Origin of the sequence: Rhodococcus sp. IEGM 1372, assembly GCF_030056835.1 — a bacterium.
In the GTDB taxonomy this organism is placed as follows: Bacteria; Actinomycetota; Actinomycetes; order Mycobacteriales; family Mycobacteriaceae; genus Rhodococcoides.
In genome coordinates, this window is sequence record NZ_JASHKS010000036.1 from 14,016 (window position 1) to 37,368 (window position 23,353).

General features: G+C 62.8%; 25 protein-coding genes and 1 pseudogene. 12 read left to right on the forward strand and 14 right to left on the reverse strand.

Annotated features, from left to right (window positions below):
• Nucleotides 1–97: 97 nt before the first annotated feature.
• Together QM590_RS21215 and QM590_RS21220 are read left to right on the forward strand one after the other, a co-directional pair.
• On the forward strand, nucleotides 98–721 hold the full coding sequence (locus tag QM590_RS21215; protein ID WP_269596305.1) for a DUF4352 domain-containing protein: 624 nt from the start codon (nucleotides 98–100) through the stop codon (nucleotides 719–721).
• 79 nt (nucleotides 722–800) lie between these two features.
• Entirely contained in the window at nucleotides 801–1,445 is a 645-nt protein-coding gene (locus QM590_RS21220; protein ID WP_269596306.1) for a vWA domain-containing protein, read from the forward strand.
• Between the two features lie 132 nt (nucleotides 1,446–1,577).
• Here the strand turns inward: QM590_RS21220 and QM590_RS21225 are convergent, their stop codons facing one another.
• Together QM590_RS21225 and QM590_RS21230 are read right to left on the reverse strand one after the other, a co-directional pair.
• The gene (locus tag QM590_RS21225) at nucleotides 1,578–1,922 is read right to left on the reverse strand and encodes a hypothetical protein (RefSeq protein ID WP_269596307.1); all 345 of its coding nucleotides are present in this window, start codon (nucleotides 1,920–1,922) and stop codon (nucleotides 1,578–1,580) included.
• 881 nt (nucleotides 1,923–2,803) lie between these two features.
• Nucleotides 2,804–3,496: an SDR family oxidoreductase gene (locus QM590_RS21230; protein ID WP_269596308.1), complete on the reverse strand. Its 693-nt coding sequence runs from the start codon at nucleotides 3,494–3,496 to the stop codon at nucleotides 2,804–2,806.
• Nucleotides 3,497–3,523: 27 nt separating this feature from the next.
• Between QM590_RS21230 and QM590_RS21235 the strand changes: the two are divergent.
• A pseudogene (locus QM590_RS21235) lies at nucleotides 3,524–3,718 on the forward strand (LysR family transcriptional regulator); the annotation flags it as partial.
• Between the two features lie 398 nt (nucleotides 3,719–4,116).
• Nucleotides 4,117–4,419 (forward strand): type 2 periplasmic-binding domain-containing protein, encoded by a 303-nt coding sequence (locus QM590_RS21240; RefSeq protein ID WP_269596334.1) that lies wholly within the window; start codon nucleotides 4,117–4,119, stop codon nucleotides 4,417–4,419.
• 39 nt (nucleotides 4,420–4,458) lie between these two features.
• Here QM590_RS21240 and QM590_RS21245 read toward each other — a convergent pair whose 3' ends face one another.
• A complete protein-coding gene (locus tag QM590_RS21245; protein WP_283279303.1) occupies nucleotides 4,459–4,677 on the reverse strand; it encodes a hypothetical protein in 219 nt (72 codons plus the stop codon).
• Between the two features lie 541 nt (nucleotides 4,678–5,218).
• On the opposite strand from QM590_RS21245, the gene QM590_RS21250 reads away from it, so the two are divergent.
• Entirely contained in the window at nucleotides 5,219–5,737 is a 519-nt protein-coding gene (locus QM590_RS21250; protein ID WP_269596310.1) for an NUDIX hydrolase, read from the forward strand.
• Between the two features lie 274 nt (nucleotides 5,738–6,011).
• Here QM590_RS21250 and QM590_RS21255 read toward each other — a convergent pair whose 3' ends face one another.
• Nucleotides 6,012–6,215, reverse strand: a complete 204-nt coding sequence (locus QM590_RS21255) for a hypothetical protein (protein ID WP_269596311.1) — start codon at nucleotides 6,213–6,215, stop codon at nucleotides 6,012–6,014.
• 133 nt (nucleotides 6,216–6,348) lie between these two features.
• Here QM590_RS21255 and QM590_RS21260 point away from each other — a divergent pair, with 133 nt between their 5' ends.
• Nucleotides 6,349–6,825: a hypothetical protein gene (locus QM590_RS21260; protein WP_269596312.1), complete on the forward strand. Its 477-nt coding sequence runs from the start codon at nucleotides 6,349–6,351 to the stop codon at nucleotides 6,823–6,825.
• Nucleotides 6,826–7,014: 189 nt separating this feature from the next.
• On the opposite strand, the gene QM590_RS21265 is transcribed toward QM590_RS21260, so the two are convergent.
• The 8 genes from QM590_RS21265 to QM590_RS21300 all read right to left on the reverse strand — a co-directional run bounded on the left by QM590_RS21265 (nucleotide 7,015) and on the right by QM590_RS21300 (nucleotide 15,788).
• A complete protein-coding gene (locus QM590_RS21265; protein ID WP_269596313.1) occupies nucleotides 7,015–7,836 on the reverse strand; it encodes an ABC transporter permease in 822 nt (273 codons plus the stop codon).
• Nucleotides 7,836–8,660 carry an ABC transporter permease gene (locus tag QM590_RS21270; RefSeq protein ID WP_269596314.1) on the reverse strand — a complete coding sequence of 275 codons (825 nt, stop codon included), beginning with the start codon at nucleotides 8,658–8,660 and terminating at the stop codon, nucleotides 7,836–7,838. Before QM590_RS21270 ends, QM590_RS21265 begins: the two co-directional genes overlap by 1 nt.
• A complete protein-coding gene (locus tag QM590_RS21275; protein ID WP_269596315.1) occupies nucleotides 8,657–9,466 on the reverse strand; it encodes an ABC transporter ATP-binding protein in 810 nt (269 codons plus the stop codon). The genes QM590_RS21270 and QM590_RS21275 overlap by 4 nt, the downstream gene beginning before the upstream one ends.
• A gap of 30 nt (nucleotides 9,467–9,496) precedes the next feature.
• The gene (locus QM590_RS21280; protein ID WP_269596316.1) at nucleotides 9,497–10,486 is read right to left on the reverse strand and encodes an ABC transporter substrate-binding protein; all 990 of its coding nucleotides are present in this window, start codon (nucleotides 10,484–10,486) and stop codon (nucleotides 9,497–9,499) included.
• A gap of 202 nt (nucleotides 10,487–10,688) precedes the next feature.
• Nucleotides 10,689–11,948: an amidase gene (locus tag QM590_RS21285; protein ID WP_269596317.1), complete on the reverse strand. Its 1,260-nt coding sequence runs from the start codon at nucleotides 11,946–11,948 to the stop codon at nucleotides 10,689–10,691.
• Nucleotides 11,894–13,711 (reverse strand): hydantoinase B/oxoprolinase family protein, encoded by a 1,818-nt coding sequence (locus QM590_RS21290; protein WP_269596318.1) that lies wholly within the window; start codon nucleotides 13,709–13,711, stop codon nucleotides 11,894–11,896. Before QM590_RS21290 ends, QM590_RS21285 begins: the two co-directional genes overlap by 55 nt.
• A complete protein-coding gene (locus QM590_RS21295) occupies nucleotides 13,708–15,150 on the reverse strand; it encodes a hydantoinase/oxoprolinase family protein (RefSeq protein WP_269596332.1) in 1,443 nt (480 codons plus the stop codon). The genes QM590_RS21290 and QM590_RS21295 overlap by 4 nt, the downstream gene beginning before the upstream one ends.
• On the reverse strand, nucleotides 15,066–15,788 hold the full coding sequence (locus QM590_RS21300; protein ID WP_269596319.1) for a hydantoinase/oxoprolinase N-terminal domain-containing protein: 723 nt from the start codon (nucleotides 15,786–15,788) through the stop codon (nucleotides 15,066–15,068). Before QM590_RS21300 ends, QM590_RS21295 begins: the two co-directional genes overlap by 85 nt.
• A 315-nt stretch (nucleotides 15,789–16,103) precedes the next feature.
• Here QM590_RS21300 and QM590_RS21305 point away from each other — a divergent pair, with 315 nt between their 5' ends.
• The 6 genes from QM590_RS21305 (at nucleotide 16,104) to QM590_RS21330 (ending at nucleotide 22,116) form a co-directional block, all read left to right on the forward strand.
• Nucleotides 16,104–16,838: a FadR/GntR family transcriptional regulator gene (locus QM590_RS21305; protein ID WP_269596320.1), complete on the forward strand. Its 735-nt coding sequence runs from the start codon at nucleotides 16,104–16,106 to the stop codon at nucleotides 16,836–16,838.
• 131 nt (nucleotides 16,839–16,969) lie between these two features.
• The gene (locus tag QM590_RS21310; protein WP_037148390.1) at nucleotides 16,970–17,518 is read left to right on the forward strand and encodes a MaoC family dehydratase; all 549 of its coding nucleotides are present in this window, start codon (nucleotides 16,970–16,972) and stop codon (nucleotides 17,516–17,518) included.
• Complete coding sequence (locus tag QM590_RS21315; RefSeq protein WP_269596321.1) at nucleotides 17,515–18,732, forward strand: CaiB/BaiF CoA transferase family protein; 1,218 nt, start codon at nucleotides 17,515–17,517, stop codon at nucleotides 18,730–18,732. Before QM590_RS21310 ends, QM590_RS21315 begins: the two co-directional genes overlap by 4 nt.
• Entirely contained in the window at nucleotides 18,729–20,099 is a 1,371-nt protein-coding gene (locus QM590_RS21320; RefSeq protein ID WP_269596322.1) for an MmgE/PrpD family protein, read from the forward strand. The genes QM590_RS21315 and QM590_RS21320 overlap by 4 nt, the downstream gene beginning before the upstream one ends.
• A gap of 26 nt (nucleotides 20,100–20,125) precedes the next feature.
• Complete coding sequence (locus tag QM590_RS21325) at nucleotides 20,126–21,289, forward strand: acyl-CoA dehydrogenase family protein (protein ID WP_094741511.1); 1,164 nt, start codon at nucleotides 20,126–20,128, stop codon at nucleotides 21,287–21,289.
• A complete protein-coding gene (locus tag QM590_RS21330; RefSeq protein ID WP_269596323.1) occupies nucleotides 21,286–22,116 on the forward strand; it encodes an HpcH/HpaI aldolase/citrate lyase family protein in 831 nt (276 codons plus the stop codon). Before QM590_RS21325 ends, QM590_RS21330 begins: the two co-directional genes overlap by 4 nt.
• 2 nt (nucleotides 22,117–22,118) lie before the next feature.
• Here the strand turns inward: QM590_RS21330 and QM590_RS21335 are convergent, their stop codons facing one another.
• Both QM590_RS21335 and QM590_RS21340 read right to left on the reverse strand, forming a co-directional pair.
• Nucleotides 22,119–22,496 (reverse strand): DUF6941 family protein, encoded by a 378-nt coding sequence (locus QM590_RS21335; protein ID WP_269596324.1) that lies wholly within the window; start codon nucleotides 22,494–22,496, stop codon nucleotides 22,119–22,121.
• Complete coding sequence (locus QM590_RS21340) at nucleotides 22,493–23,314, reverse strand: hypothetical protein (protein WP_269596325.1); 822 nt, start codon at nucleotides 23,312–23,314, stop codon at nucleotides 22,493–22,495. Before QM590_RS21340 ends, QM590_RS21335 begins: the two co-directional genes overlap by 4 nt.
• Nucleotides 23,315–23,353 lie beyond the last annotated feature (39 nt).

Below are 23,353 nucleotides of genomic sequence, written 5' to 3' on the forward strand. Positions count from 1 at the left end.
CGACCGAAAGGACGAGGCGCACCGACCGGTCAGCCGAGGCGCGGACGGGGCCGACTGCGGTGTGGTTGATGCATCGCCGAACGAGAGGAATTTCGACATGACCAACCACAACCCGAACCCCCAGCAGCAGTACGCCCCGCCCGCTCCCGAGCAGAAGAAGAGTTGGTTTGCCCGACACAAGATCCTGACCGTCATCCTAGCGATCGTCGTGCTGGGTGTCCTTATTCGGCTCATCGGTGGTGGTTCGTCGGAGAGCCCGACAGCTCCCGCGCCGGCCGGATCCTCGGCGTCGGAAGAAGCGGCTCCTGCAGCCCCGGCCGAGCCGGCTCAGCCGGGAATCGGCGTAGCAGTGCGTGACGGCAAGTTCGAGTTCATCGTCACGGCCGTCGCGCCACCCGTCACGACCGTCGGCTCGGAGTACCTGACGCAGACTGCGCAGGGCGAGTACGTCCAGGTGACCATGACCGTGCGCAACATCGGCGACCGAGCACAGAGCTTGGACGCGTCCTCTCAGAAGTTGCTCGACGCCGACGGCAAGCAGTACTCGGTCGACAGCCTCGCGACTGCTTACCTCGACGAGGGCATCGGCTACGAACAGATCAACCCGGGCAATGCGCTGGACACGACCGTTGTGTTCGACGTCCCCGTCGGGACCGTGCCCGCCGAGATCGAGCTGCACGACTCGGCGTTCTCGGGCGGAACGGCCGTCGCCCTCCGATGATCGACGCGAACAGCACTCGCATTCTCGCCGAATCTATTTCGTTCGTTGCAGTTTGGGCTGCGACCTGAAGGAGGAAGCTATGACCAACCCTCAACTGTCCCTCGTCGCTGCACTGCTCGACCGGTCCGGCTCGATGCGCTCCATCGCCGACGATACCCGCGGCGGATTCGACTCGTTCATCACCAGGGAGCGTCAGGCCGACGGTCGGACCGTGGTCACGCTGGCTCAGTTCGACAACCGGTACGAGCTGGTCTACGACAATGTGCCCATCGAGGACGTCGCACCACTCGTTCTCCAGCCGCGGGGTGGCACCGCGTTGTACGACGCGATCGGCCGGCTCGTCAGCGAGGTCGGTGCCGGGTTGGCCGCGACACCGGAGGACGAGCGCCCGGGCTCGGTGACAGTGCTCGTGATGACCGACGGTCATGAGAACGCGAGTCGAGAGTGGACCAATTCTGCTGTGCGAGAGCTGATCCAGCGGCAGGAAGCCGAGTACAGCTGGGACTTCGTGTTCCTGGGATCGAACATCGACGCAGTCGAGGTGGGTGCCGATCTGGGGTTTCAGCGGGACAAGTCGATGACGTACGTGTCGACGTCGGTCGGTGTGACGGCGGCCCTCGATTCGGTGGCGGACTATCAGCATCGAAAGCGCTCGGCCGGTGTCGATGCGCGTTCGGTTTCAGCCTTCACTTCGGAAGATCGCAGACGGGCGCGAGGGGAGTAAGGCTGAGTGAGTCGCGGGCGACACGCGGGTTCGCTGCTGGGACTAGACCGCCGACCGCATCAGTATTGGACTTCGCATCGCCGCCGATCAGCTCAGATAGTCGTTCTGAGCCGATCGACCGCGGCTAGGGCGTTATGGCTGTGTCGGAAAGTGACCGTGTGTGCCGAACTGGTGGCCCTGCAGGAAGGCCTCATTCTGAGCGTTCGCGCTGTCGATCAGACGCTGTTGTTCCTGCTGGGCAGCCAACTTCTTCGCCTCGTTGGACTTGTAGATCTTCATGCCGATCCAGATCGCCGCGACGACGAACAGCACCCATGGATTGGATCCCACGAACCCGATGGCGAGCAGCACCAGGAACGCGGTCAATATCGGATGGCGACGCGGCCAAGAACGTTGTGGCACAACGAATCCGACATGGGTTGTCTGATGGATGTTGATCGTGCCGTAGTTCGGGCTGTTGTGGAATTGGTTGCTCATCGTTTGTCTCTCTCGAATGCCGCGGGTCTGGTGCCCGGCACTGAGCCAGACAGTTACGACCATGTGGTCGGTTTTAATGGCGGAAGTGTTACAACGCGAATGCGCCGGATCTTAGTTGCCCACGGACGTGCACAGATCGGGATCGGTGATGTACCCAGCCTCGCAGCCCAATCGGGTCTGGATATCGCCCGATGTCGGCGGTTCTCCGCACGCAATGCCGCACCGATCTGCTCCGATCACGAATGAGCCGTCAGACCAATAACATTCGTTCGAGTTACAAGAATATCCGCGGCCGGACGTCGTGCCTGTAGGTACCGGAGTCACCGCATCCGGATCGGGATAGGTCGTTCCGTTGTACGGGTTCCGACATACGTAGCCGTCGCACTCGAATGTGTTGGCTTCTCGTTCGGACCGCAGATATCCATCGCCGTCCAGCTCATCGAAACACCACTGCGAAAAACGCGTGGTGCTGTCGCTCCATCGGGCAGGCCCTGGGGTCCCGAACAGACACTCGACAACGAAGGGCTCGGCCGGGGTAGGCGCAGTTTCGATGTCGGCCACCGGACTCTCTACAGGAGTGAGGGTGGGCGTAGGTTCCGAGCTACTGGTTACCGCCGGGGTAGGGACGGTGGCGGAAGTCGACGAAGTGGTCGATCCAGGGTTGGGGGCACTCGATGTTGCGGCTGAGCTGCAGCCGCTCAAGATCAGCAGGCCTGACACAACGGCGACCAGCAACGAAACACGCAACGCTACATTCCGATCTGTTTAGAGTATGAGCTCTCTCGCGAGCCCGTTGACTATCGGGGTTTTGCGTGCGGCGTTACAACCGAAGACACCTATGCGCCCGGCACTAAACCAACGTTGTTGCGGATGGCCTCCGCTCACCAGGCCACCGATCCGGCGTCGTCGAAGAACCCGCCCCGCGGGCCGTCGTCGGGCAGGGTGGCGAGCTTCAGTGCGATCTGCGCACCCTCCTCGGGCGTGCGAGTGGACGCGAATCCGGTGAAATCCGTTGCCACATAGCCCGGGCAGCATGCATTCACGATCACCGCAGTGTCCGCGAGCTGCCGTGCATATTGCACGGTCATCGCGTTCACCATGGTCTTGGATGGAGCGTAGGCCGCCATGATCGGGCCGGTCTGTAGCGAGAGCGAGCCCATGTTGCTCGAGACGTTGACAATGCGTGGCGAGGCGGATCGAAGAAGCGTCGGAACTAGTGCGTTCGTCACTCGGATGACCCCGAATACGTTGGTATCCAGCGTAGTCCGCAATACGTCGATATCCAGCGTCGTCGGATTCTGTTGGTCGCCGCCGGAGATGCCCGCGTTGTTCACCAGTATGTCCAGGTCGTGGATCAAGTCGGCGGCGGCGGCAACGCTGTGATCCGACGCGACATCAAGGGGGACTCCGAACGCGTCGATGCCCTCGGCACGAAGCTTGTCCACCGCGTCCTGTCGTCGTGCATCGTTGCGGGCCCCGACACCTACTCTGATTCCCTGCATTCCGAGTCCGTGTGCGATAGCAAAGCCGATCCCTTTGTTGGCGCCGGTGATCAGCGCGGTCTTTGTCGTCATGCGATCCATGGTCGGCGTCGAGAGCAAGTGCGTCCAATACCGATCGACCAACCTCTGATACTCAACGGGTATCACAGCTGTGCTGTCGGAGTTGACGATCTCGAAACTCGCGAACTCCGGTACTTCATCGCCGTTGCCGAGGAGTTGCACTTCGGACGCGCAGCGCAACGGCTTGGGATCGCCCAGCCACCGCTGTCGCGGGCGATCAGCAGGATGGAGCGCCGACTCGGGGTCGCCCTCCTGGATCAGAATCGTCGCGGAGTCGCCCTTACTGCTGCCGGTGCGGTGCTCCTGAGGGACGCTGCCACCGCGCTCGACGCGGTCGCAGCGGCAGCGCAGCGAGCACGAGCCGCCGGCACCAGAGTCAAACTGGTGACCAAAGCCGGTGCGTCCCAGGAGCTCCTACGCGGCGTTCTCGATGCGTACCCCGCTGACGTGGATGTCATGTTGTGTGAAGTCGGTGAGGAGGCCGGATATCTTGGCCGCGGTGATGCCGATGTGGCGTTGATGCATCGCCCCGTCGATGACCTCGTCGGGTTTGACTCCGAGGACTCCTCACCGAGGGCCAGGTCGCGATTGTTCCGCGTGATCACCCCTTGGCCTCAAAGGACGAAGTTGTCATGGACGATATCCGTGAGGTGGCGGATCTGCCGATGGCTCGGTGGCCACAGCTCGACGGAACGTATCCGAAGGGACCCGGGCCTGAGGTGCGTGCTCAATCGCAGATCGCCCAACTAGTCGCGCTGTGCCAGGCGCTGCTGGTCATTCCATCATCGAGTCGGGCGTGGCAGTGGCCCGAGCACGTGGCCGTGCCTGTGTCCGATGCGCCGATGATCACGACGATCATCGCGTGGCCGTCCGGAGTCCGATCGCCAGCGGTATCAGCATTGGTCCGGTCGGCCGTCGGTGCTGCGTTCGAGTGACTGACCGCAGCCCTCCCGGCGTGCGCCGATCTACGGCGGTTACCGACCGCCGTATTTCGAGGTGATGCGACTTTCCAACCACTGCAAGGCGATGGTCGGCGGCAGTGCCATCACGAGGATCAACACAACAGTGCTCATGATGTTTTCCATCCGCACCAGGCTGACGTTGCGCAGGAGTTCGTATCCGATGCCGCTGGACGACGAGAAAATCTTGGCGAGAGGTAGTCCCAGAAACGTCAAACCGGAGGTCATGCGCATACCCGTCGCCTACGCGGGCAGTGCCAGCAACATTGGAATGCACCTGGAGTAGAACTGGAGTCCGAACCGTCTCAGAGCACCGATTCTACGGACGGGAAGAACGGGTACAACAAGATCTTCGGGTTGCTGTCGATCGAATAGAACAGCGTTGCAATGGCTCTGAACCAGTACCAAGCCCGGGCGAGCAACTGCAATCGTGCTGGTGCCGCTAGCCGAATTAGTTGAACGCGAGGAGGATCATGAAGGGGCGAGCAAATAATGGTGTACTGAACTTCTGCTTGGCGCAACGAAGGTGCGACGACGGTAGAAGGATGGATACCGATCCGCGTAAGCAGAGTCGGGGAAGCGGGGCGCATTGAGAATCAGCGACCGGTTCGGATGCGAATCTGGCAACATTCCGTGCCAAAGCGAGGGCATTCCAAGCTTTGCGAACTACTTTGCTGGCCTTCCCCACTTGAATAATGCTCCTATGCCTATAGGCTGCGCGAGCAGAGTCGTTGATGCCCGACTAGGCATCGGGCAGGAAAGAGAGGTTCGGAGAGTGGGGTATCGACATTCCGTAAGCGTTTCAGGTGTCGTATTCAATGCCGCCATAGATGCTTTCCTTGTGATTCGGCGCGCCGACAACGCTGTATGGGAAGTTCCCGGCGGTATTTTGGAAGGCAACGAAACGATCGAAGCCGGGTTAATACGCGAGGTGTTGGAAGAGACCTGCGTAACAGTTCGGCCAACCCGCCTGACTGGCGTCTACAAGAACATGTCGATGGGGTATGTCGCCTTGGTGTTTAGTTGTGAACTATTGTCTGGCGAACCCTGCCCAACTGTCGAAAGCAGTGAAGTCAAGTGGATGAGTCTCCACGAGATTCGGCGACAGATGTGCGAGTCCATGGCGCAACGGGTGGTGGATGCGCACGACGCCGATCGTCCGGTCATCCGTCACCACGACGGCCGACACCTGCTGACGAACGAGAACCTAAGCCGAACAGCAGGCAGTTCCCGGCCAACTAAGGCGTGTCTCCCAACGGATGATCTGGCGCGACCACGGGAAGGCCGCATGTAGAACCGCGCCCGCCCGGTACGTTGGCACCAGTTTGTTCTACCGGGTGGCAAGTCCACGCCACTGTTCGACAGCATAGAAAAGGCGCTCAACTATATTGCGGCCTTTGCATTTCTGCGAATCGAACTTCGGTGGCCGACCACAACCGCTGCCCCGATTACACCGATGACCCTGCTAATCTCGCGGCTCCGAGATCACCGCCCCGATTCGCCGCGACCGAAACAGCGCACGAATTGCACGCGAGGACTACGCCTTGTCTCCGAACTCCGCATCCGGGTCAGTACGCGCCGATGCGCCCCTCCCGCTCGATCCGTAAATGCGAGAACAGAATCAGGAGCATCGGACCGTCACCCGTTTGCCCGGCACCGATGAGAACCACCAACGGCAAACCGTTTCCAGCAGTGAGGTAGTGAATCTTCCTGCTCAACCAACCACGAGAGCGGCCGATACGGTGATCATCGGGCTTGGCAAGCAGATTCATGCAATCCGACAGATCCCCCTGTTCGGCAGCGTTCCCTAGTCTTCCCTATCAGGTTGTGGTCAACCAATTTTTACGTATGATGCTTTCAGTCAGACCGCCTGCCTCACTGGTCGGTCACTGGGGGAGGAACGTCATGGCGGTCATTCGGGTGGACGAGGAGAATTACGATGAAATGGAAGCCAGGAAGCTAGAAGCATACCAAGTAGTCAGGCACCAGATTGAACGCGAGACAGATCTGATCCATCACCGAGTTTCCTGGTTGATGTCCTGCGAAGCATTCTTGTTTGCCGCGAATGCTCTTTTGGTCGCGGGCCTTCCGACGTCCTCCAATCAAGCTCGGCCTTACCAATCAGACTTCGAAGCGATGCATGGTCTGCTACCAGTTCTCGGAATTATCTTTGCTGCTTTGGTATTTTTTTCAGTGGCTGCTGCTATTCTCACAACGTTCTCGTTGCGCAGGCACGCCCATCAGTACGGCATCGCAGGTGATCGGGCGATTCCACGGCTGGCCCGGGGTTGGACTTGGCGTCATACTTTTGGAGCGTCACCAGCAGTGGTCTCACCTCTGGTTTTGATCGGCGGGTGGGTTTTTCTCTTGGCGTCCAACTAGTGAACTACCGTGCCATAATCGAAGCCTTTGAGCGCCAACGTCGCTCCGCGCAAGCTCGTGTTGTGAACGCGGTACAGCCGAGCCCATGTGGATCAAGGCTTCGACAAGAGTGGCGTCTTCGATGGCCAGCCTGACCGCTCGTTCAGGCCCACCTAAACCCCGGTTGGCCTGCGCGCGTTTGCTCTCTCGTCACCGACCGCCGTATTTCGAGGTGATACGACTTTCCAACCATTGCAGGGCGATGGTGGGCGGCAGTGCCATCACGAGGATCAGCACAACCGTGCCCATGATGTTCTCCATGCGTACCAGGCTGACGTTGCGCAGCAGTTCGTATCCGATGCCGCTGGATGACGAGAACATCTCGGCCAGAAGCAGTCCCAGGAACGCCAGGCCGAAAGTCATGCGCATACCCGTCGCCAACGCCGGTAGCACCGCGGGAATAACGATCTGACGGATCAACCTGGGCCAGCTCACCCGCAGTGACGCCGCCATCTTCAGGTGGATTCGTTGGACAGATGCGGTGGCCTCGACAGCGACGAGGAACATCGGGATGAAGGCTGCGTAGAAAGAGAATCCGAACCGGCTCAATGCGCCGATTCCGAGGAACGACAGGAAGATCGGGTACAGCACGATCTTCGGGATGCCGTTGATCGAGTACACGATCGGGGCGATGGTCCGGGTCCAGAACGGACTCAGTCCCAGTGTCAGGCCGAGGAGCGAACCCACGACCGTGCTGGCGAGGAACGCGAGCACGAGGATGCGCAGCGAGTCACCGACATTGGCTCGGAAGTCTGCCTTGCCCAGGTCCTCGACGAGCGAGGCCATGGCCTCGGCAGGCGTCGGGAAGATGAGACTGTCGACGAGAACCGCCGCGACCCACCAGATCAGGACCGCGATCACGGCCACGACCAGAGGTGGGAGGAACCGTCGGGCGTTGTCGCGGCCCGCGGACGAGGCGACCTTCGGGGGAGCGGTGGGGGTGGTGGCTACTCTGTCCAAGGTGCTGCTCATCAGCGGCGCCTCCAATCGAATCGGTTGAGCGCGAGCGAGATCAGTGAGGTCGAGAGCAAAGCGATCAGCGCCACGATGAGGATCCCGGCGTACATGTCGGCGATGTCGAACCCGTCGTAGGCAATGGAGATGAAGTGCCCCAGACCCTGCGTCGACAGGATGAACTCACTGGCCAACACCGAGATGACGGCGTACGAGAGCCCCAGCTTGAGTCCGGTCACGATGCTCGGCAACGCATACGGCAGCAGAACCGATCGAAAGTACTGCCACCGTGTGAGCATCAGTGTCTTGCCGAGCTTGGTGACGATCGGCGACACCGCATTGAATCCGGTACGTGCATTCAACGCCACCACACCGAAGGCGAAGATGGTGGACAGAATGGCGATCGGAGCCACACCGGCACCGAACAGCACCACCATGATGGGGTAGAGCGCAAACGTCGGGACGGCGTAGTAGATGTTGAGATACGGCTGAAACGCTCTGTCCCACAACTCGTATCGCCACAGGACGTATGCGGCGGCGACACCGAGTACGGAGCTGAGCACAAAGGCGAGGACGATGATGCCGAGCGTTCGGCCCAACTCGTCGATGAGGAAGTCCGGGTCGGTCAGCAGGCCCAGCGACGTCGAAATCATGTCGGTCACCGGAACGATGTCCAGGGGTGAGGCAAAGAATCGTGCCGAGATGTCGATGAGCACCAGTGCCACGACGAGGATGAGCACCGTCCATCCCCAGGCAGGGAGGCCGAGTTGGGTGGAGGGGGCAGGCCGGATGTATCCGGGGACCACGGAGGCGCGCGTGGTCTCGCGCGTGGGCGCACTCATGGTTCGATGCTCATCGTCTTCTTGGCCTCGTCCCGCAGCCGCGACCAGATGCGTTCGTGCAGAGCGACAGCCTCGGGACTGGCCAGTACGTCCTCGGATCGGGGGCGCGGCAGATCGACGTCCACCTCGTCGATGAATCGACCGGGCCGCGCGCTCATCACCAGCACGCGATCGGAGAGCAGCACCGCTTCCTGGATGCTGTGGGTGATGAACAGGACTCCGCACGTGAGCTTTTCGACGATCTTGAGTAGCTCGTACGACATGACCAGTCGCGTCTGCTCGTCGAGTGCACCGAAAGGCTCGTCCGCGAGTATGAGGTCGGGCTCCATGGACAGGCACCGCGCGATGGCCACACGCTGGCGCATACCGCCTGATAACTGGGTGGGGTAGTGGTCGCCGAACTTGCTCAGCCCCACAGTGTTCAGCAGCTCGTCGGCGCGGGCTCGACGCTCCTTCTTGCCGACCCCGCGGACTTCGAGGGCGAATGCGACATTGTCGCGGACGGTCCGCCAGGGCAGCGTCGCCGATTCCTGGAAGATCACCGCAGTTTTGGAGCGGGGTCCGGTCAACGGCCGACCGTCGATCTGCACGGTGCCGCCGTCGTGATCCTGCAGGCCTGCGAACACCTCGAGCAGAGTCGACTTGCCGCAGCCACTGGGGCCGACGACGGAGACGAATTCGCCTCTGCCGATGGACAAGTCGATCTCGTGCAGGGCCGTCACGTCGCCGAAGTGTCTCGACACCGAGGATGCGACGGCGATGGCCGAGGTGGTGTCGGGGCGGGGTCGAGTCGCTGCTTGGGTCACGTCGCTACCTTCTGGTGGTGGGAAATGCTGTCAGGAGTCGCAGTCGCCGGGAACATCGTTCTCGACTCCTTCGGCGAGGAACTCCGGGTCGAACAGGGTGCAGAAATTGGGTACGCGATCGCTCCCCGACGCTTCGACGCCGTCCTGGGCGGATTCGACGGACGCTGTATCGAAGCCGCCGCCCCACGTGCCGACCGAGGACGCTCGTTCGACCACTGCCGTGGCCGACTCCACGTCGAAGCCGGTGTAGTTGGCGTAAATCTCTGCTGCTGCAACAGGATCGGCCTTGATCGACGCGACTGCCTCGGTGTAGCCGGCGTTGATGGCGCGCACGACCCCGGGATTGCTCGCGGCGTAGTCCTTGGTCGTGGTGATCGTCGACTGGAGGAATCGCGACATGTAGTCGGGACTGCTGACGATCAGCTTGAAGTCCTCGGGCCGCTGTTCGGCGACGATCGAGGGGACGAGGGCGATGTCGACGTTCCCTGCTTCGAGAAGCGCGAAGCCCTCGCCGATTCCGCCGGACGCAACACGCTCGATCTGGCCGGCGTCGACGCCCGCGAGTGAGGGAATGAGGCGGGTGAGGGCGTCGGACGCCGAGTTGGGCCGGGTGTAGGCCCACCGGCGCACGTCCTCGATGGAGTTGATGTTCGGGTTCGAGGCGAGCGCGTAGAAATTCATCGGATACGGCCCCTGGGTGCCGCCGCCGACGATGCGCAGTTCGGAACCGGCCGCGTCGGCTTGCACGATCGACGGGTAGCTGACTTCACCGATGGGGATGTTGCCGTCGAGCAGCGTGCGCATGGTGGCGCTGCCGCCCTTGCCCGGCACGATGTTCTCCACGATCACACCGTGCTTCTCGAACAGACCCTGCTTTTGCGCGACAAGCCAAGGGATGCTGTAGATTTCGGCCGCTGCCGAGACGGTGACGTCGATCGTGACCGGGTTGGCCGGGTCCGCGTCAGGACCGGGATCGGATCCACAGGCCACCAATGCGGTGGACAGCGTCAGTGGTGCCATGATGGACGTGGCTCGGCGTAAGTGCATCTGCGTCCTCGCTGGATGATCGGCGTGACGGTGCCGAAGTGGGAGTGTCGGCTGTCGCATGCCCACCCGTAGTGAGACGTACGTAACAGCTGTCTCTTACCTAAACATAAGATGTTTAAGGCGTCAAGGCGGGTCAAAATCGGACAAAGTCGCATCCAAGAGCGAACAGTTCCGGTTAAAGATCTGATGTATGCGGTGGTATTGCCCGATGCCAGTAGCTCACCGACTGATAGCGCTCGCCGACACCGAACAACGCACCTTCACGGTGCGCCGCCGCGGTGAGTTGCGCTCCCACCGGCATGCCCGAGGACGGGTGGAACCCGACCGGCAGAGCCAGCGTCGGGCCGTCGTGCAACGACCACGGATACGTGAATTGTCCCATCCGGCGTGAGAGCGCGACCACGTCGTCACCCCCGTCCCTCGGGGGAACGTCGACAGGCATGGCCGGGGTCAACACCACGTCGACCGTCGCGAACGTGGCGGTCATGGCCTCGCGGAACAGATCACGGCCGGCGAATGCACGGGCACGGTCGGACTCGGAGATGCTCAGGCCCAACGCTATTCGCTCATGGGTCGCGGGTTGGAAGCGTGAAGGCTCGGTGTCGAGCCGGTGCCGATGGCAGCGAGCGAGGTCGCCGTACACGATCGTGTAGACGATGTCCTGGGCGTCGGCGGCGTGCTCGAGTTGGATGGGGACGATCTCATACCCCAGTTCGGCGAATGTTCGCACCGCGGCTGCGACGGTCTGCGCGACGCCCGATTCCACGTCCGCGGTGAGGAACACGGTCGGGACACCGATACGCGTGACCTCCGAGGGCTCGGATGGACTGGGGGACAGGACGTCGAACAGAGCCTTGACCTCCGCGACCGACCGCGCCATGGGGCCTACGGTGTCGAATGGCTCGCTGACCGGGAACACACCGTTGTTGCTGATCGATCCCCAGCTCGGGCGAAGGCCGGTGATTCCGCACGCCGCGGCGGGTAGGCGAACCGACCCGCCGGTGTCGGTGCCCAGGGATGCGTCGACCAACCCGGCGGCGACGGCAATCCCGGAGCCGCCACTCGATCCGCCGGGGACCCGAGAGGGTTTCCACGGGTTGTACGACGGGCCGGCCGCCGAGTTCTGCGAGGTGACGCCCACGGCGAACTCGGCCATGTTCAGCTTCGCGACCACCGACCCGCCTGCGCGTCGCAGGCGGGTGACGACCTCGGCGTCCGACGCGGCGACGTTGCCCTCGAAGAACTCCGAAGCACAGGTGGTTTCGATGCCGGCCACGTCGATGTTGTCCTTGACGCCGATACGCAGGCCGGACAGGGGCCCCGGGGTGTCGTTCCGGTCCTCGATCCACCGGACGACACCGCCGAAGGTCCCGTCCTCGATCAGGCCGCGCTCCGGGCGCGCAGCTCGGCCGTCGCGTCCTCGTCGACCGTCCACGAATCGGTGTTCACGACCACACCGTAGTCGCGTCGAGCATCGTCGTCGGTGAGGTACTCGTCCCAGACGTCGCTGAGCACCTGGAAGGGATCACGCTCGTACGGGTTTCCGAATCCACCGCCGGAGGGCAGTTTGATCTCCAGCGTTTCACCGGAACGAATCGTCTCCTGAGTGACCTTGGAGTACAACACTTCCTCGCGATCGGTCCCGGCGTTTCTGGTGAACGAACCGGACACACCGTTGTGGCCACCGAGGGCTCCGGCCGGCGGATCCGACCGGTTGTCGGCCTCGGAACCGAGGAACGTATCGGTCTCCATCAACCACTTGCGCACACTGCCGATACCGCCGCGCCACTTCCCTGGCGCGGGAGCCTCGTCGCGCAGCTCGTACCGCAACGCGCGCATGGCGTGATTGAGTTCGAGCTCCTCGATGGGGTTGTTTCGAGTGTTGGCCATCAGGGCGTCGACGGCGTCCATACCGTCCTTGCCGTTGCGGCCGCCGTACGATCCCTCGTTGATTTCGATGTAGACCCAATAGGATTCACCGTCCGGCGCGATACCGGAATAGGCGATGGCGCACAGAGCGGCGGACGATCCTGCGATCGCGTGATCGGGAAGCACCGGGGCCAGCGCCAGGTTGATCGAGTCGAATACGCGGTTCACCTGCGAGAACCGCGCGAAGCACGATGCGGGGAAGTCCGGGTTGAAGATCGTGCCCTCGGGGGCATATGCCTTGACGGGTCGGAAGCACCCGTCGTTCTGGGGAACGAATTCCTCGGTCAGGTCCTCGTCGAGCAGAATCGTACGAATGGCCGAGACGGCCACCGGCAGAACCGAACCCTCGAACGGGACGTTGAACGCGGTGGGCACTTGGCTGTTCGAGCCGGTGAGGTCGATGAGAATGTCCTCACCCTCGACCTGCACTCGGACGGCCACCTTCAGCGGTTCGCCGCGGTTCTTACCGTCGTCGTCGAGATACCCGATGGGTGCGGTGTAGCTGCCGTCCGGAATTTCTCGGATCTTCTTGCGCAGCATGGATTCGGAGTAGTCCATCCAGCGCTCGCCCGCGCTCATCACGGTGTCGAGGCCGTACTTCTCGAGGAGCTCGGTGAATCGTTTCTCCCCGATCCGCGAGCACGCGATCAGTGCTTCGAGGTCGCCGCGGTTCTGCTCCGGTGTACGGACGTTGTCGAGAATGTGCTGGATCAAGTAGTCGTTGCGGACCCCGGCCTCGTAGATCTTCATCGAGTCCATCAGCTTGCCCTCGGCCCACACGTCGACGACATCCATGCACAGGCCCGGGAAGTTGCCGCCGACGTCGGACACGTGTCCGGTACACCCGGCGAAGCCGATGTGCTCGCCCTGCCAGAAGATCGGAATGATCACGCCGTAATCGGGGGAATGAGCCGCTCCGTGGTACGGATGATTGTGCAGCACCACGTCTCCGGGCTTGTACGTTCCGGCGAGGCGACGGTTGACACCCTTGATGTAGGCGGGAATCGAACCACAGTGCATCGGAGTCGAATCCGATTCACACAGTTCGCGTCCGTTGATGTCGAAGATGCCCGCGCCGAGGTCCTCGGACTCTCGGATGAGCGAGGAGTACGCCATGCGGTAGAGGACCTGGGCCATCTCCTTGGCCATCGACTGCAGGGCTCCGCCGATGACGCGCAGCGTGATGGGATCGACCTCGACGTCGTTCCAGGTTCGAGTGGATTCGCCCGCCAGTGACACTCCGGTGGTGGGCATCAGCGCTTTGCTCATGCGGGGTTCCTCTCGATGATGATGTGGCCGACGGCGTCGACGGTGGCGTGCTGATTCATGCCGATGATCGTGGTGGAATCGAATTGCTCGACGATCGCAGGACCGTCGATCTCGTTGTTCGCCAACAGCAACGACCGCTCGTAGACCGGGGTGTCCACCCATTGCGGCGCGGACGTCTCGTCCTGCCAGAACAGCGCCTGCGTGGTCGTCTTGATCGCGCCCGAGGAGTCGGCGGTGCCCACGGCGATGTCGGCGATCTGCACGTGGGGGACCGCACCCACACCGGTGACTCGGACGTTGATCAGCTGTACGGGCTTGTCGTCGAACCGCTGTGAGTAGGTGCGTCCGTGCACGTCGTGGAATGCCTCGGCGACAGTCTTGACCCACACGTCGTCTACGTCGCCGTCCGGCGCGGCGACGCGAAGTTCGTAACCCTGGCCGACGTAACGGCAGTCGACACTGCGTTCGAGCGAAATATGCTCTGCCGCAACGCCGTCCTTCTCGAGCTGCGCGACGGCGAGTGCGGACAGTCGCTCGATCTGCTCCTGCAGGAGCTCGATGTTCGGGTCGGCGGACGATGTCCACACCGTCGTCGGCTCCTCGTAGCGGATGTCGGTGGTGAGCAGGCCAACGGCGGAGGTGATGCCGGGGTGACCGGGTACAATCACCCGCGGAATGCCGAGCTGGTCGGCGATCTGCCACGCGAACAGCGGCCCCGCTCCACCTTCGGCGATCAATGAGAAGTCGCGCGGGTCATAGCCTTTGCGCACCGAGTGCAGGCTGATCGCCTCGGTCATCGAATGCGCGAGGATTTTGAAGATGCCCATTGCGGCGTCGTCGAGCGGGGTGTCGAGCTTGTCGGCGATGTGAGTCTGAATCGCCTCGCGTGCCAGCTCGGGCTTGACCTCCATGGTTCCGGACAGGAAGCTCTTCTCGCGCAGCCATCCCATCATCACCATGGCGTCGGTGGAGGTCGGTTCTGTGCCGCCGTGTCCGTAACACGCCGGACCGGGAACTGCACCCGCACTTCCTGGTCCGACGCGGAACATGCCACCGTCGTCGACCACGGCGATGGAACCGCCACCGGCGCCGATGGTGTCGACCTCGGCCATCGGCACCATTGCGTGGTAGTCACCGATCCGGGTGTCGAGCAGATGCTTCATGCGCAGGACGCCGTCCGGTGCCACGCCGACGTCTGCGGAGGTGCCACCGACATCGAGAGTGATGACACTGGGGAACCCGGACGCTTTGCCGATGGCGCAGCCGCCGAGCAGGCCGGCGACAACACCGCTGGTCAGGAGCGAGACCGGGATTTCGCTGGCGCTGCGCGAGGTGACGAGTCCGCCCGCGGAGGTCATGAGATGCACGTCCTCGCCGACCTGAGCCGCCTTGGCCTTACCGGCCAGATTCTCGATGTACTTCGAGGTCTTCGGTCCGATGAAGGCGTTGAGCGCTGCGGTCGAAAAGCGTTCGTATTCGCGGTATTGCGGCGCGACCTCGCTGGAGAGGAGATGAAGACGCCCGGAAACTCCTCCTCGATGATGGCTCGGACGCGCTGCTCGTGTGTCGGGTTGCGGTACGCGTGCAGGAAGGCGACGGCGATGGCCTGAACGCCGCGCTCTCGCAGCAGCCGAACCTGTTCGCGCACGGCATCTTCGTCGAGCGGGGTCAGAATATTTCCCGCGGCGTCGATGCGCTCCGGGACCACACGACGGTTGCGTCGCGGCACGAGCTGCCACTTCTGCCACGGAAGATCCTGGTAGTTCGAGTAATTGAGAGGGCGCTTCTTACGCGCGATGTGCAGCAGGTCGCGGAAACCCTCGGTGGTGATCATGCCGACGTCGCAGCCGTTGTGCTCGAGCACGATGTTGGTGGCAACGGTGGTGCCGTGAAAGAACATATCGATCTCGGACGGGTCGATCCCTGCGCGTTCGGCGAGGACCTTGATTCCGTCCATCGTGCCGATCGAGGGGTCGTGGTTGGTGGACGGGGTCTTGTGTACGACGACCGTGCCGTCGTCGTCCCACAGGACGAGGTCGGTGAACGTGCCGCCTACGTCGACTCCAATGCGTTTCATGCTGCGTCCATTCTGTCGGTGCCCGAGTGGAGCGGGAAGGCGTGCTCCGCCTGTCCTACGAAGTCGTTGGGTCACCACTGAGGTGACATGAGTCATAGTGCTGATGATCAGTCAGAAAAGCAATACCTCTGATGTATTGCGTCTGGTTTGCCGGTATTTATCGCCTTTTATGCGTCTGTGTGGTGGAACGGCTGCTTAAAAGCGGATGTATCGAGGTCCGTGATCCCTACGTCTCTAAGCAGCGGCCAGGTTAAGCTCGAGCCGGCCAGTACCCACCGGTCAGCAGAAACAGTCCAGCAACACCAGGGGGAAGACGTGGCTCCATCGGCACCGCTCAAGGCCACAGCCAAGAGCGTCCCCGCGTATGCGGTTCTCGCCGGCCATCTGCGCACCCGCATTCTGTCCGGTGAGCTGCAGCCGGGGGAGCGGCTACCCGGCGAGGCCGAGCTCACCGCCGAATTCGGCGTCGGACGTAGCACCATTCGAGAAGCTCTCCGGTCCCTGGCCAGCCAGAACCTGATCGAGACGACCAGGGGAGTCACCGGGGGAAGCTTCGTGGCCGTCCCCAGCGTCGGACACATCAGTGAGCACCTGGAAACAGGTGTCGCGCTGATGGCCGCCGCAGAGACCGTCACCGTCGACCAGCTCATGGAAGTGCGCAACCTGATGGAGGTGCCGGCCGCAGGCATCGCTGCGTTCCGCCGCACCGACGAGCATCTCGAACAACTCAACGCGACGATCTTCGACCCCAACGAAGTACAGGGACCCGAGACCTTCGCCAAAAACCAGGAATTCCACCTCGTCTTGCTTCGTGCGGCCCACAACCCGCTGCTCGAGCTCATCACCGCACCTGTCTTCCGTGTCCTGTCCGGCCGATTCGGTCGCGACCACGCGCCCGAGGGCTTCTGGCAGTGCGTCGACAGCGACCACCGAGGACTGCGCGACGTGGTGGCGGCCGGCGATTCGATGGCCGCGATGGACCTGATGCGCAAGCATCTCGACCACCTCGGCGACTCCTACCGGCAGATGGATCGACTCCGCAACCCGTAAACATCTGCTCTTTATCGAGCTGATCTACCTGAAGTCCGTTGATTGCCGGTTTTGCCGAACCCTTGACGCCGTAAACATCTGATGTTTATGGTCTAGGTAAGGCACTCGCCAAACCGACACGAGGAGACACGGTGGCAATCCATCCGGCCGTTCTGGGGCGCTTCTTCGACGACTACGCCGTGGGGGACGTCTATCAACATCCCTTCGGGCGGACGATCTCGGAGACCGACAACACGTGGATCACGCTGCTGTCGCTCAACACCAATCAGAACCATTTCAACGCGCACCTGGCATCTCAGAACCCCATCACCGATGGGAAGGTCATCGTCAACTCCGGCTTCACAGTCTCTGTGGTACTGGGACTTTCGGTGATCGACATGAGCCAGAACGCGATCTCGAACCTCGCCTTCACCGACATCAAGATGTCCCACCCGGTGTACGCAGGCGACACCCTCTACGCCGAAAGCATCTGCACCGGACTGCGTAAGTCCGAATCACGCCCCTACGCCGGCATCGTCTCGATGATCACCCGCGGCCTCAATCAGGATGGCGTCGAGGTCATTTCGTGGAAGCGCTCGGTCATGGTCGCCACCCGCGACAGTGGCATCGGGCAGAACTACTTCCCCGAAGCGAAGAACGGACCGCTCGAACTCCCCACGACGAAAGACTCCGACGCATGAGGCCACTCGAAGACGTCCGCATCATCTCCCTCGAGCAGTACGGCGCAGGCCCGTTCGGCAGCCTGCACCTCGCCGATCTGGGCGCGGATGTCATCAAGATCGAGGACCCCAGCGTCGGCGGTGACGTCGGCCGCTACGTCCCGCCCTACAGCGAGGGCGAGGACTCGCTGTTCTTCGAAAGCTTCAACCGCAACAAACGCTCTCTCTCACTGGACCTTTCGACCCCGAGCGGGCGAGCGGTGTTCGAAGACCTCGTCCGCACCAGCGACGCCGTCTACTCCAACCTCCGCGGTGACGTGCCCGAAAAGATCGGCATCACCTACGACCAACTCAAGCACCTCAACCCCGCGATCGTATGCTGCAGCCTCACCGGCTTCGGCATGACCGGACCACGATCGAAAGAGCCCGGCTACGACTACATCCTGCAAGGTCTCGCCGGCTGGATGAGCGTCACCGGCGACCCGGACGGCCCGCCCACCAAATCCGGTCTGTCGCTGGTCGACTACTCCGGTGGATTCGTCGCGGCGATCTCGCTGCTGTCGGGATTGCACGCGGCCAAGCGCGACGGCATCGGCGGTGACTGCGACGTCTCGCTGTACGACACGGCGATGTCGCTGCTCACGTATCCCGCAACGTGGCATCTCAACGCTGGCTTCGAGCCAGTCCGCACGAAGAACTCGGCGCACCCGTCGCTGGTTCCGTTCCAGGCCTTCGAGGCAACGGACGGCTGGCTCATCGTCGGCTGCGCGAAGGAGAAGTTCTGGGACCGGCTCGTCGTCGCCATCGATCGCCCGGACCTCGGTGTTGATCCACGGTTCAGCAACTTCTCACTGCGCGGCAAGCATCAGGACGTGCTGCTGCCGATCCTGGAAGAGGTGTTCGCCACCAACACCGTCGAGCATTGGCTCTCGAAGCTCGGTCCGGCCGGGGTTCCGACCGGGCCGATCAACGACGTCGAGCACGCACTGACCGAACCCCACACGATAGCGCGCAATCTCGTTGTCGAGACCGAGCATCCGGTGTACAACACGGTGCGTCAGGTCGCCTCCCCGGTGAACTTCGGGTCCGAGGCCAAGCAGTATCGTCGCGCTCCGCAGCGCAACGAGCACTTCGACGACATCGTGCGTGATCAACTGGGATACGACGACGAACGCGTCGCAAAGCTGAAGGCGGAGGGTGCCTTCGGTACGGCGAAGGACGAGGTTCGGGCGTGACCTCGACGGTTCTGGCGGAATGGGCGTCGGGCGTCACCGTCGCCGACCTGCCCGAGAACGTTCGACGCGCGGCGGCGCGACACTTACTCGATGGCGTCGGGAATGCCGTTGCGGCTCAACGCCTCGGCTACGGCCGAGCCGGATGGACCGTGGCCGACGCTCTGGGCGGCCCAGCGGAGGCGCGACCTCTCACCGGTACTCGAGGGTTGTCTGCTCCGGCAGCCGCGTTCGCGACCGGGGTCATGGTGCACGCTCTCGACTTCGACGACACCCACGCCGGAGCCTTGGTTCATGCGACGGCCGTATCCTTTCCTGCGGCATTCGCCGTCGGACAGCAGGTGTCGGCCTCGGGTGCAGATGTGCTGACCGCCGCGGCTCTCGGCCTCGAAACTGCCTGCCGCCTCGGTGAAGTCAGTCCGCACGGATTCCACGCTCGGGGCGTGCACGCGACCGCGGCGGTGGGCCCGTTGACCGCCGCACTGGTCGCCGGTCATCTCTCGAAGTTCGATACCGAAACCTTGGTCAACGCCCTGGGGATCGCCGGGTCGTCGAGTTCGGGTTTGCTCGAGTTTCTCGATACCGACGCCGACACCAAGGCGCTGCATCCCGGATCGGCGAGCATGAACGGTGTCCTGGCGGCCCGGCTCGCGGCGGCAGGGGCTACCGGACCGTCCTCGGTCCTGGAAGGTCGACGCGGAATCTACGCTGCGCTGACCGATCGGCCGACGAACTTCGCGGCACTGACGGACGGACTCGGGACGCGGTGGGAAGCCACCCGAATCGGCATCAAGCCGTATCCCAGTTGCCAGCTGATGCACGTGACGCTCGATGCGGTGTCGGAAGCGCTTGGCGACAACGCAGTTCAGGCCAGAGATGTCGACGACATTGAGGTGTTCGTTCACCCCGATTCGAGTCCGTTCGTCTGCGGACCGAACGCCGGAGTCGCCTCACCGCGGAGCACCTACGACGGCAAGTTCGATCTGCCGTGGAGTGTGGCAGCGTTGCTCCACGACGGAGCGATCACCGTCTCGACGTACACCGACGAATCCATCGCACGCGAGGACGTCCTCGTCACCGCCCGTAAAGTACGGGTGACGAACCTGCCGTCCGAGGTTCCCGCGGCGGCCGCGTCGGGCAGAGCAGTTCTGACTCTCACCGACGGACGGGTGCTGGACGCCTTCGTCGGCGGCAGTCAAGGATCCGCCGGGTTCCCGTTGAGCGACGACCGTCTGCTGGAGAAGTTTCTCGGCAACTGCGGCAATGACTCTCGGGCTACCGAGCTCGCCGACCGCATTCTCGGATTGGTCGACGAAACCGACCTGACCGCCATTCTCGATCTCGCCGCTGCCATCGCGCCGGCACCCTGACCACCATCGATCGACAGGACATCATCATGGACTTCACGTACGACGAGCAACAGTCGGCCTTCCGTAAAGCATTGCGCACCTTCGTCGACAAGGAAATCATCCCCGTCGCGAACGAGTGGGAGAAGACGGGCCGATACCCCACCGAGATCGTCGAACACATGAAGGCCATGGGACTGTTCGGGATCACGACGCCGGAGGAGTACGGCGGTCTCGACCTGGACAAGGTCTCGTTCACCCTTGTGTACGAGGAGCTCGCCCGCGGATGGATGGGCGTTGCCGGAATTCTCGGCAGCCACAACCTCTCGTGCTGGATGATCGGCAAGCACGGTACCGAGGAGCAGAAGAAGACTCTGCTGCCCAAGCTCGCGTCCGGTGAATGGCGTACGGGTGTCGGCCTGACCGAGCCCGGTGCCGGAACCGACCTGCAGGGCATCAAGACCACCGCCAAGCGCGACGGCGACCACTACGTCGTCAACGGTGCAAAGACGTGGATCACCAACGCCCGGCACGCGAATGTGCTTCCGGTACTGGTCAAGACCGACACCACGACCACACCGGCACACAAGGGAATGTCGTTGCTGTTGATCGACACCACGACCGACGGCTTCGAGGTGCAGCGCGACATGGGCAAGCTCGGCTACAAGGGCACCGAGTCGTGTGAGATCACGTTCACCGATGTGCGCGTTCCCGTCGATGCTCTGCTCGGCGGCGTCGAGGGGCGTGGTCTGCAGCAGGCACTGTCGGGTCTCGAGATCGGTCGCCTCAACATCGCCGGACGAAGCGTCGGCATCGCGCAGGCCGCGTACGACGCCGCCCTCGAATACGCGAAGCAGCGCACCGCATTCGGTCAGCCCATCGCCGAGTTCCAGGCCATTCAGCTCAAGATCGCCGACATCGCGACCCAGCTGCAGGCTGCACGTCTGATGACGTACTGGGCTGCATCGCAGGCAGATTCGGGCAAGCGCGTCGACATGGAAGCCGGCATGGCGAAGTACTTCGCCTCCGAGGCCGCTATCACCGCCAGCCTCGAAGCCATGCGCATTCACGGCGGCTACGGCTACTCCACCGAATTCGTCGTTGAGCGCCTCTACCGAGATGCTCCGCTGATGGCCATCGGTGAGGGCACCAACGACATTATGCGCACCGTCATCGCGAAGTCCCTCGTCGCGGGCACAGGCGTCATCGGATGAGGACCGCTCTGACGTACCTCTACGTTCCCGGGGACGTGCCGGAGCGGTTCGACAAGGCACTGAATTCGGGTACCGACGCGGTGGTGTTGGATCTCGAGGACGCCGTCACCGCGGCGAACAAGGACCGTGCGCGTGCGACGGTGGCGGCGTGGGTTGCAGCCTGCGATCCGGGTGATGTGCAGATCTGGGTGCGGGTCAACCCAGGGCCGTTGCAGGAGGACGATATTCGTGCAGTGCTGCACCCGAACCTGACGGGAATCTGGCTGCCGAAGGTCTCTTCTGCCCGTGAGATCGAACAGGCCGACGCTCTACTGGGTGGCAGTGACGCGGTGGTCTCGCCTCTCATCGAGACTGCCGCGGGAGTGTTCGCGGCCCTCGAGATTGCGCGTGCGCCTCGGGTCAAGTTTCTCCAAATCGGGGAAGTGGACCTCGCCGCCGATCTGGGCGTCGACGGTTCTGCGGAGTCACTGTCGTTCGTGCGGGCTCAGGTGGTCGCAGCCAGCGTGGCGGCGGGGATCGATCCACCGCCTGCTGCGGTGTCGCGAAACTTCCGCGATGCCGATGTATTCGAGGCCGATACTCGCGCTCTGGCAGGTCTCGGTTTTGTCGGGCGTGCGTGTATTCATCCGGCTCAACTCGCTCCTGTGCGATCGGTGTTTGCACCCTCGGACGAGTCAGTGCGTGAGGCCGAGGAGATGTTGGCCGATTTGGAGCGAGCGACTTCGGGTGTGGCCGTCGACAGCAACGGATTCCTGATCGATGAGGCCGTGGCCCGAACCGCTCGACGAGTGGTGGAACGTGCCGCGCGGGTGTCGATCAGCACCTGACGTCAGCCGAAGGCAATGCGAAGCCCGACGCTCGCTGTGGCCCCACCGGCGCTGAGGATGAAGTTGTGCCGTCCTTCGTCGCGGAACACCATCTGCATCGGCAGGAACCAGAATCGATTCTCGCCGGTGAAGCCGGCACCGGGGATCTGCAGGCCACGCTGATTCACGATGTGTTCGCCGTTTGCGTCGTGCACTTCGAGAGTCGCGGGAAAGTCCTTACCGATGTCATCGGGTCCCGTCTGCAGCAGTGCGACCAGTCGGCATTCGAGCATGCGGGTCTGGCGGGGAACCGTGCAGGTATCCCAGACGCCGCCGAGGATGTCGAGCATGTCGTTGGAGGCTCGCGCGTACTCGGCGAAGAACAATCCGGTGATGATCATCGGTTGAGGTCATCCGTTTCGTAGTATCGAAGTGACTTCATGGCGTCCAGGACGGTTGGACGCAAGGGTGCCGGCACCTCGTATGTCCCGTCGCAGACCAGCCACCCGTCGGCGATGAATTGGTCCAGTAGGCCGCGGAGCATCAACGCAATGATGTGTTCGTACAGATCTCCGGAGTGGGCCGAACCGACTTCCGGGAGCCGCTCCCGTGGAGTGCTCGTCATCGCGGCGAGAACTATCTGTCCGGCAACGACATCGGGGACTTGCGACTGGCGGCGCGGGTCCTCGCTGAGGAAGTACCGGCGGATGACGTGCGAGAGAGCCGTCCGGTGGGCGGCCAGCGAGCCGGGAAGTGAGTGGGCGAACTCGTCGGCCCAGGGACCGCGTATCGCCATGGTGGATGTCAACTCGATCAATCCGGCCGCTGTTGCCGCATCCCACAGCGTCATCAGGTTGCGGATGTCGCGCATGGATCGTGAATTCCGCGCACGCGCGTCCAGATCCACCCCGACGGCCTTCGCCAGCTCGCTGACCGACCCGGGCCGGGGAACACCTGTGCCGGTGATCGGTCGTGACGGACCGAGCCAGTCGAGGAGCGAACGAAGCTGCGCTATCGGCTTCGATGCGGTCAGCGCTGCGAACTCGTCCTCGGCGGTCGGTGGTGTGAGCTCGATATCGTGGGGCGTCAGTCCTTCGACCGGGGACTCGACTGCCGGCTCGATGTCGTCGGCGAATTCCGTGTTGGCGGTTCGGGATCCCCGGCGCCCGAACAGAGGAATGACGCGAGCGAGGTTGCTGTCTGTTCGGTCGGAGGGCACGAACACAGCATAGGAAAAATGTGGGCCCGACGACGATAC

What these genes read in the sequence shown, in the direction of transcription:
- QM590_RS21240 (WP_269596334.1), top strand. Translation starts at nt 4,117, where the DNA reads ATGGACGATATCCGTGAGGTGGCGGATCTGCCGATGGCTCGGTGGCCA.
- QM590_RS21325 (WP_094741511.1), top strand. Translation starts at nt 20,126, where the DNA reads ATGGACTTCACGTACGACGAGCAACAGTCGGCCTTCCGTAAAGCATTG.
- QM590_RS21225 (WP_269596307.1), bottom strand. Translation starts at nt 1,922, where the DNA reads ATGAGCAACCAATTCCACAACAGCCCGAACTACGGCACGATCAACATC.
- QM590_RS21290 (WP_269596318.1), bottom strand. Translation starts at nt 13,711, where the DNA reads ATGAGCAAAGCGCTGATGCCCACCACCGGAGTGTCACTGGCGGGCGAA.
- QM590_RS21265 (WP_269596313.1), bottom strand. Translation starts at nt 7,836, where the DNA reads ATGAGCAGCACCTTGGACAGAGTAGCCACCACCCCCACCGCTCCCCCG.
- QM590_RS21270 (WP_269596314.1), bottom strand. Translation starts at nt 8,660, where the DNA reads ATGAGTGCGCCCACGCGCGAGACCACGCGCGCCTCCGTGGTCCCCGGA.
- QM590_RS21315 (WP_269596321.1), top strand. Translation starts at nt 17,515, where the DNA reads ATGAGGCCACTCGAAGACGTCCGCATCATCTCCCTCGAGCAGTACGGC.
- QM590_RS21245 (WP_283279303.1), bottom strand. Translation starts at nt 4,677, where the DNA reads ATGCGCATGACCTCCGGTTTGACGTTTCTGGGACTACCTCTCGCCAAG.
- QM590_RS21280 (WP_269596316.1), bottom strand. Translation starts at nt 10,486, where the DNA reads ATGGCACCACTGACGCTGTCCACCGCATTGGTGGCCTGTGGATCCGAT.
- QM590_RS21335 (WP_269596324.1), bottom strand. Translation starts at nt 22,496, where the DNA reads ATGATCATCACCGGATTGTTCTTCGCCGAGTACGCGCGAGCCTCCAAC.
- QM590_RS21255 (WP_269596311.1), bottom strand. Translation starts at nt 6,215, where the DNA reads ATGAATCTGCTTGCCAAGCCCGATGATCACCGTATCGGCCGCTCTCGT.
- QM590_RS21260 (WP_269596312.1), top strand. Translation starts at nt 6,349, where the DNA reads ATGGCGGTCATTCGGGTGGACGAGGAGAATTACGATGAAATGGAAGCC.
- QM590_RS21300 (WP_269596319.1), bottom strand. Translation starts at nt 15,788, where the DNA reads ATGAAACGCATTGGAGTCGACGTAGGCGGCACGTTCACCGACCTCGTC.
- QM590_RS21215 (WP_269596305.1), top strand. Translation starts at nt 98, where the DNA reads ATGACCAACCACAACCCGAACCCCCAGCAGCAGTACGCCCCGCCCGCT.
- QM590_RS21330 (WP_269596323.1), top strand. Translation starts at nt 21,286, where the DNA reads ATGAGGACCGCTCTGACGTACCTCTACGTTCCCGGGGACGTGCCGGAG.
- QM590_RS21220 (WP_269596306.1), top strand. Translation starts at nt 801, where the DNA reads ATGACCAACCCTCAACTGTCCCTCGTCGCTGCACTGCTCGACCGGTCC.
- QM590_RS21230 (WP_269596308.1), bottom strand. Translation starts at nt 3,496, where the DNA reads ATGACGACAAAGACCGCGCTGATCACCGGCGCCAACAAAGGGATCGGC.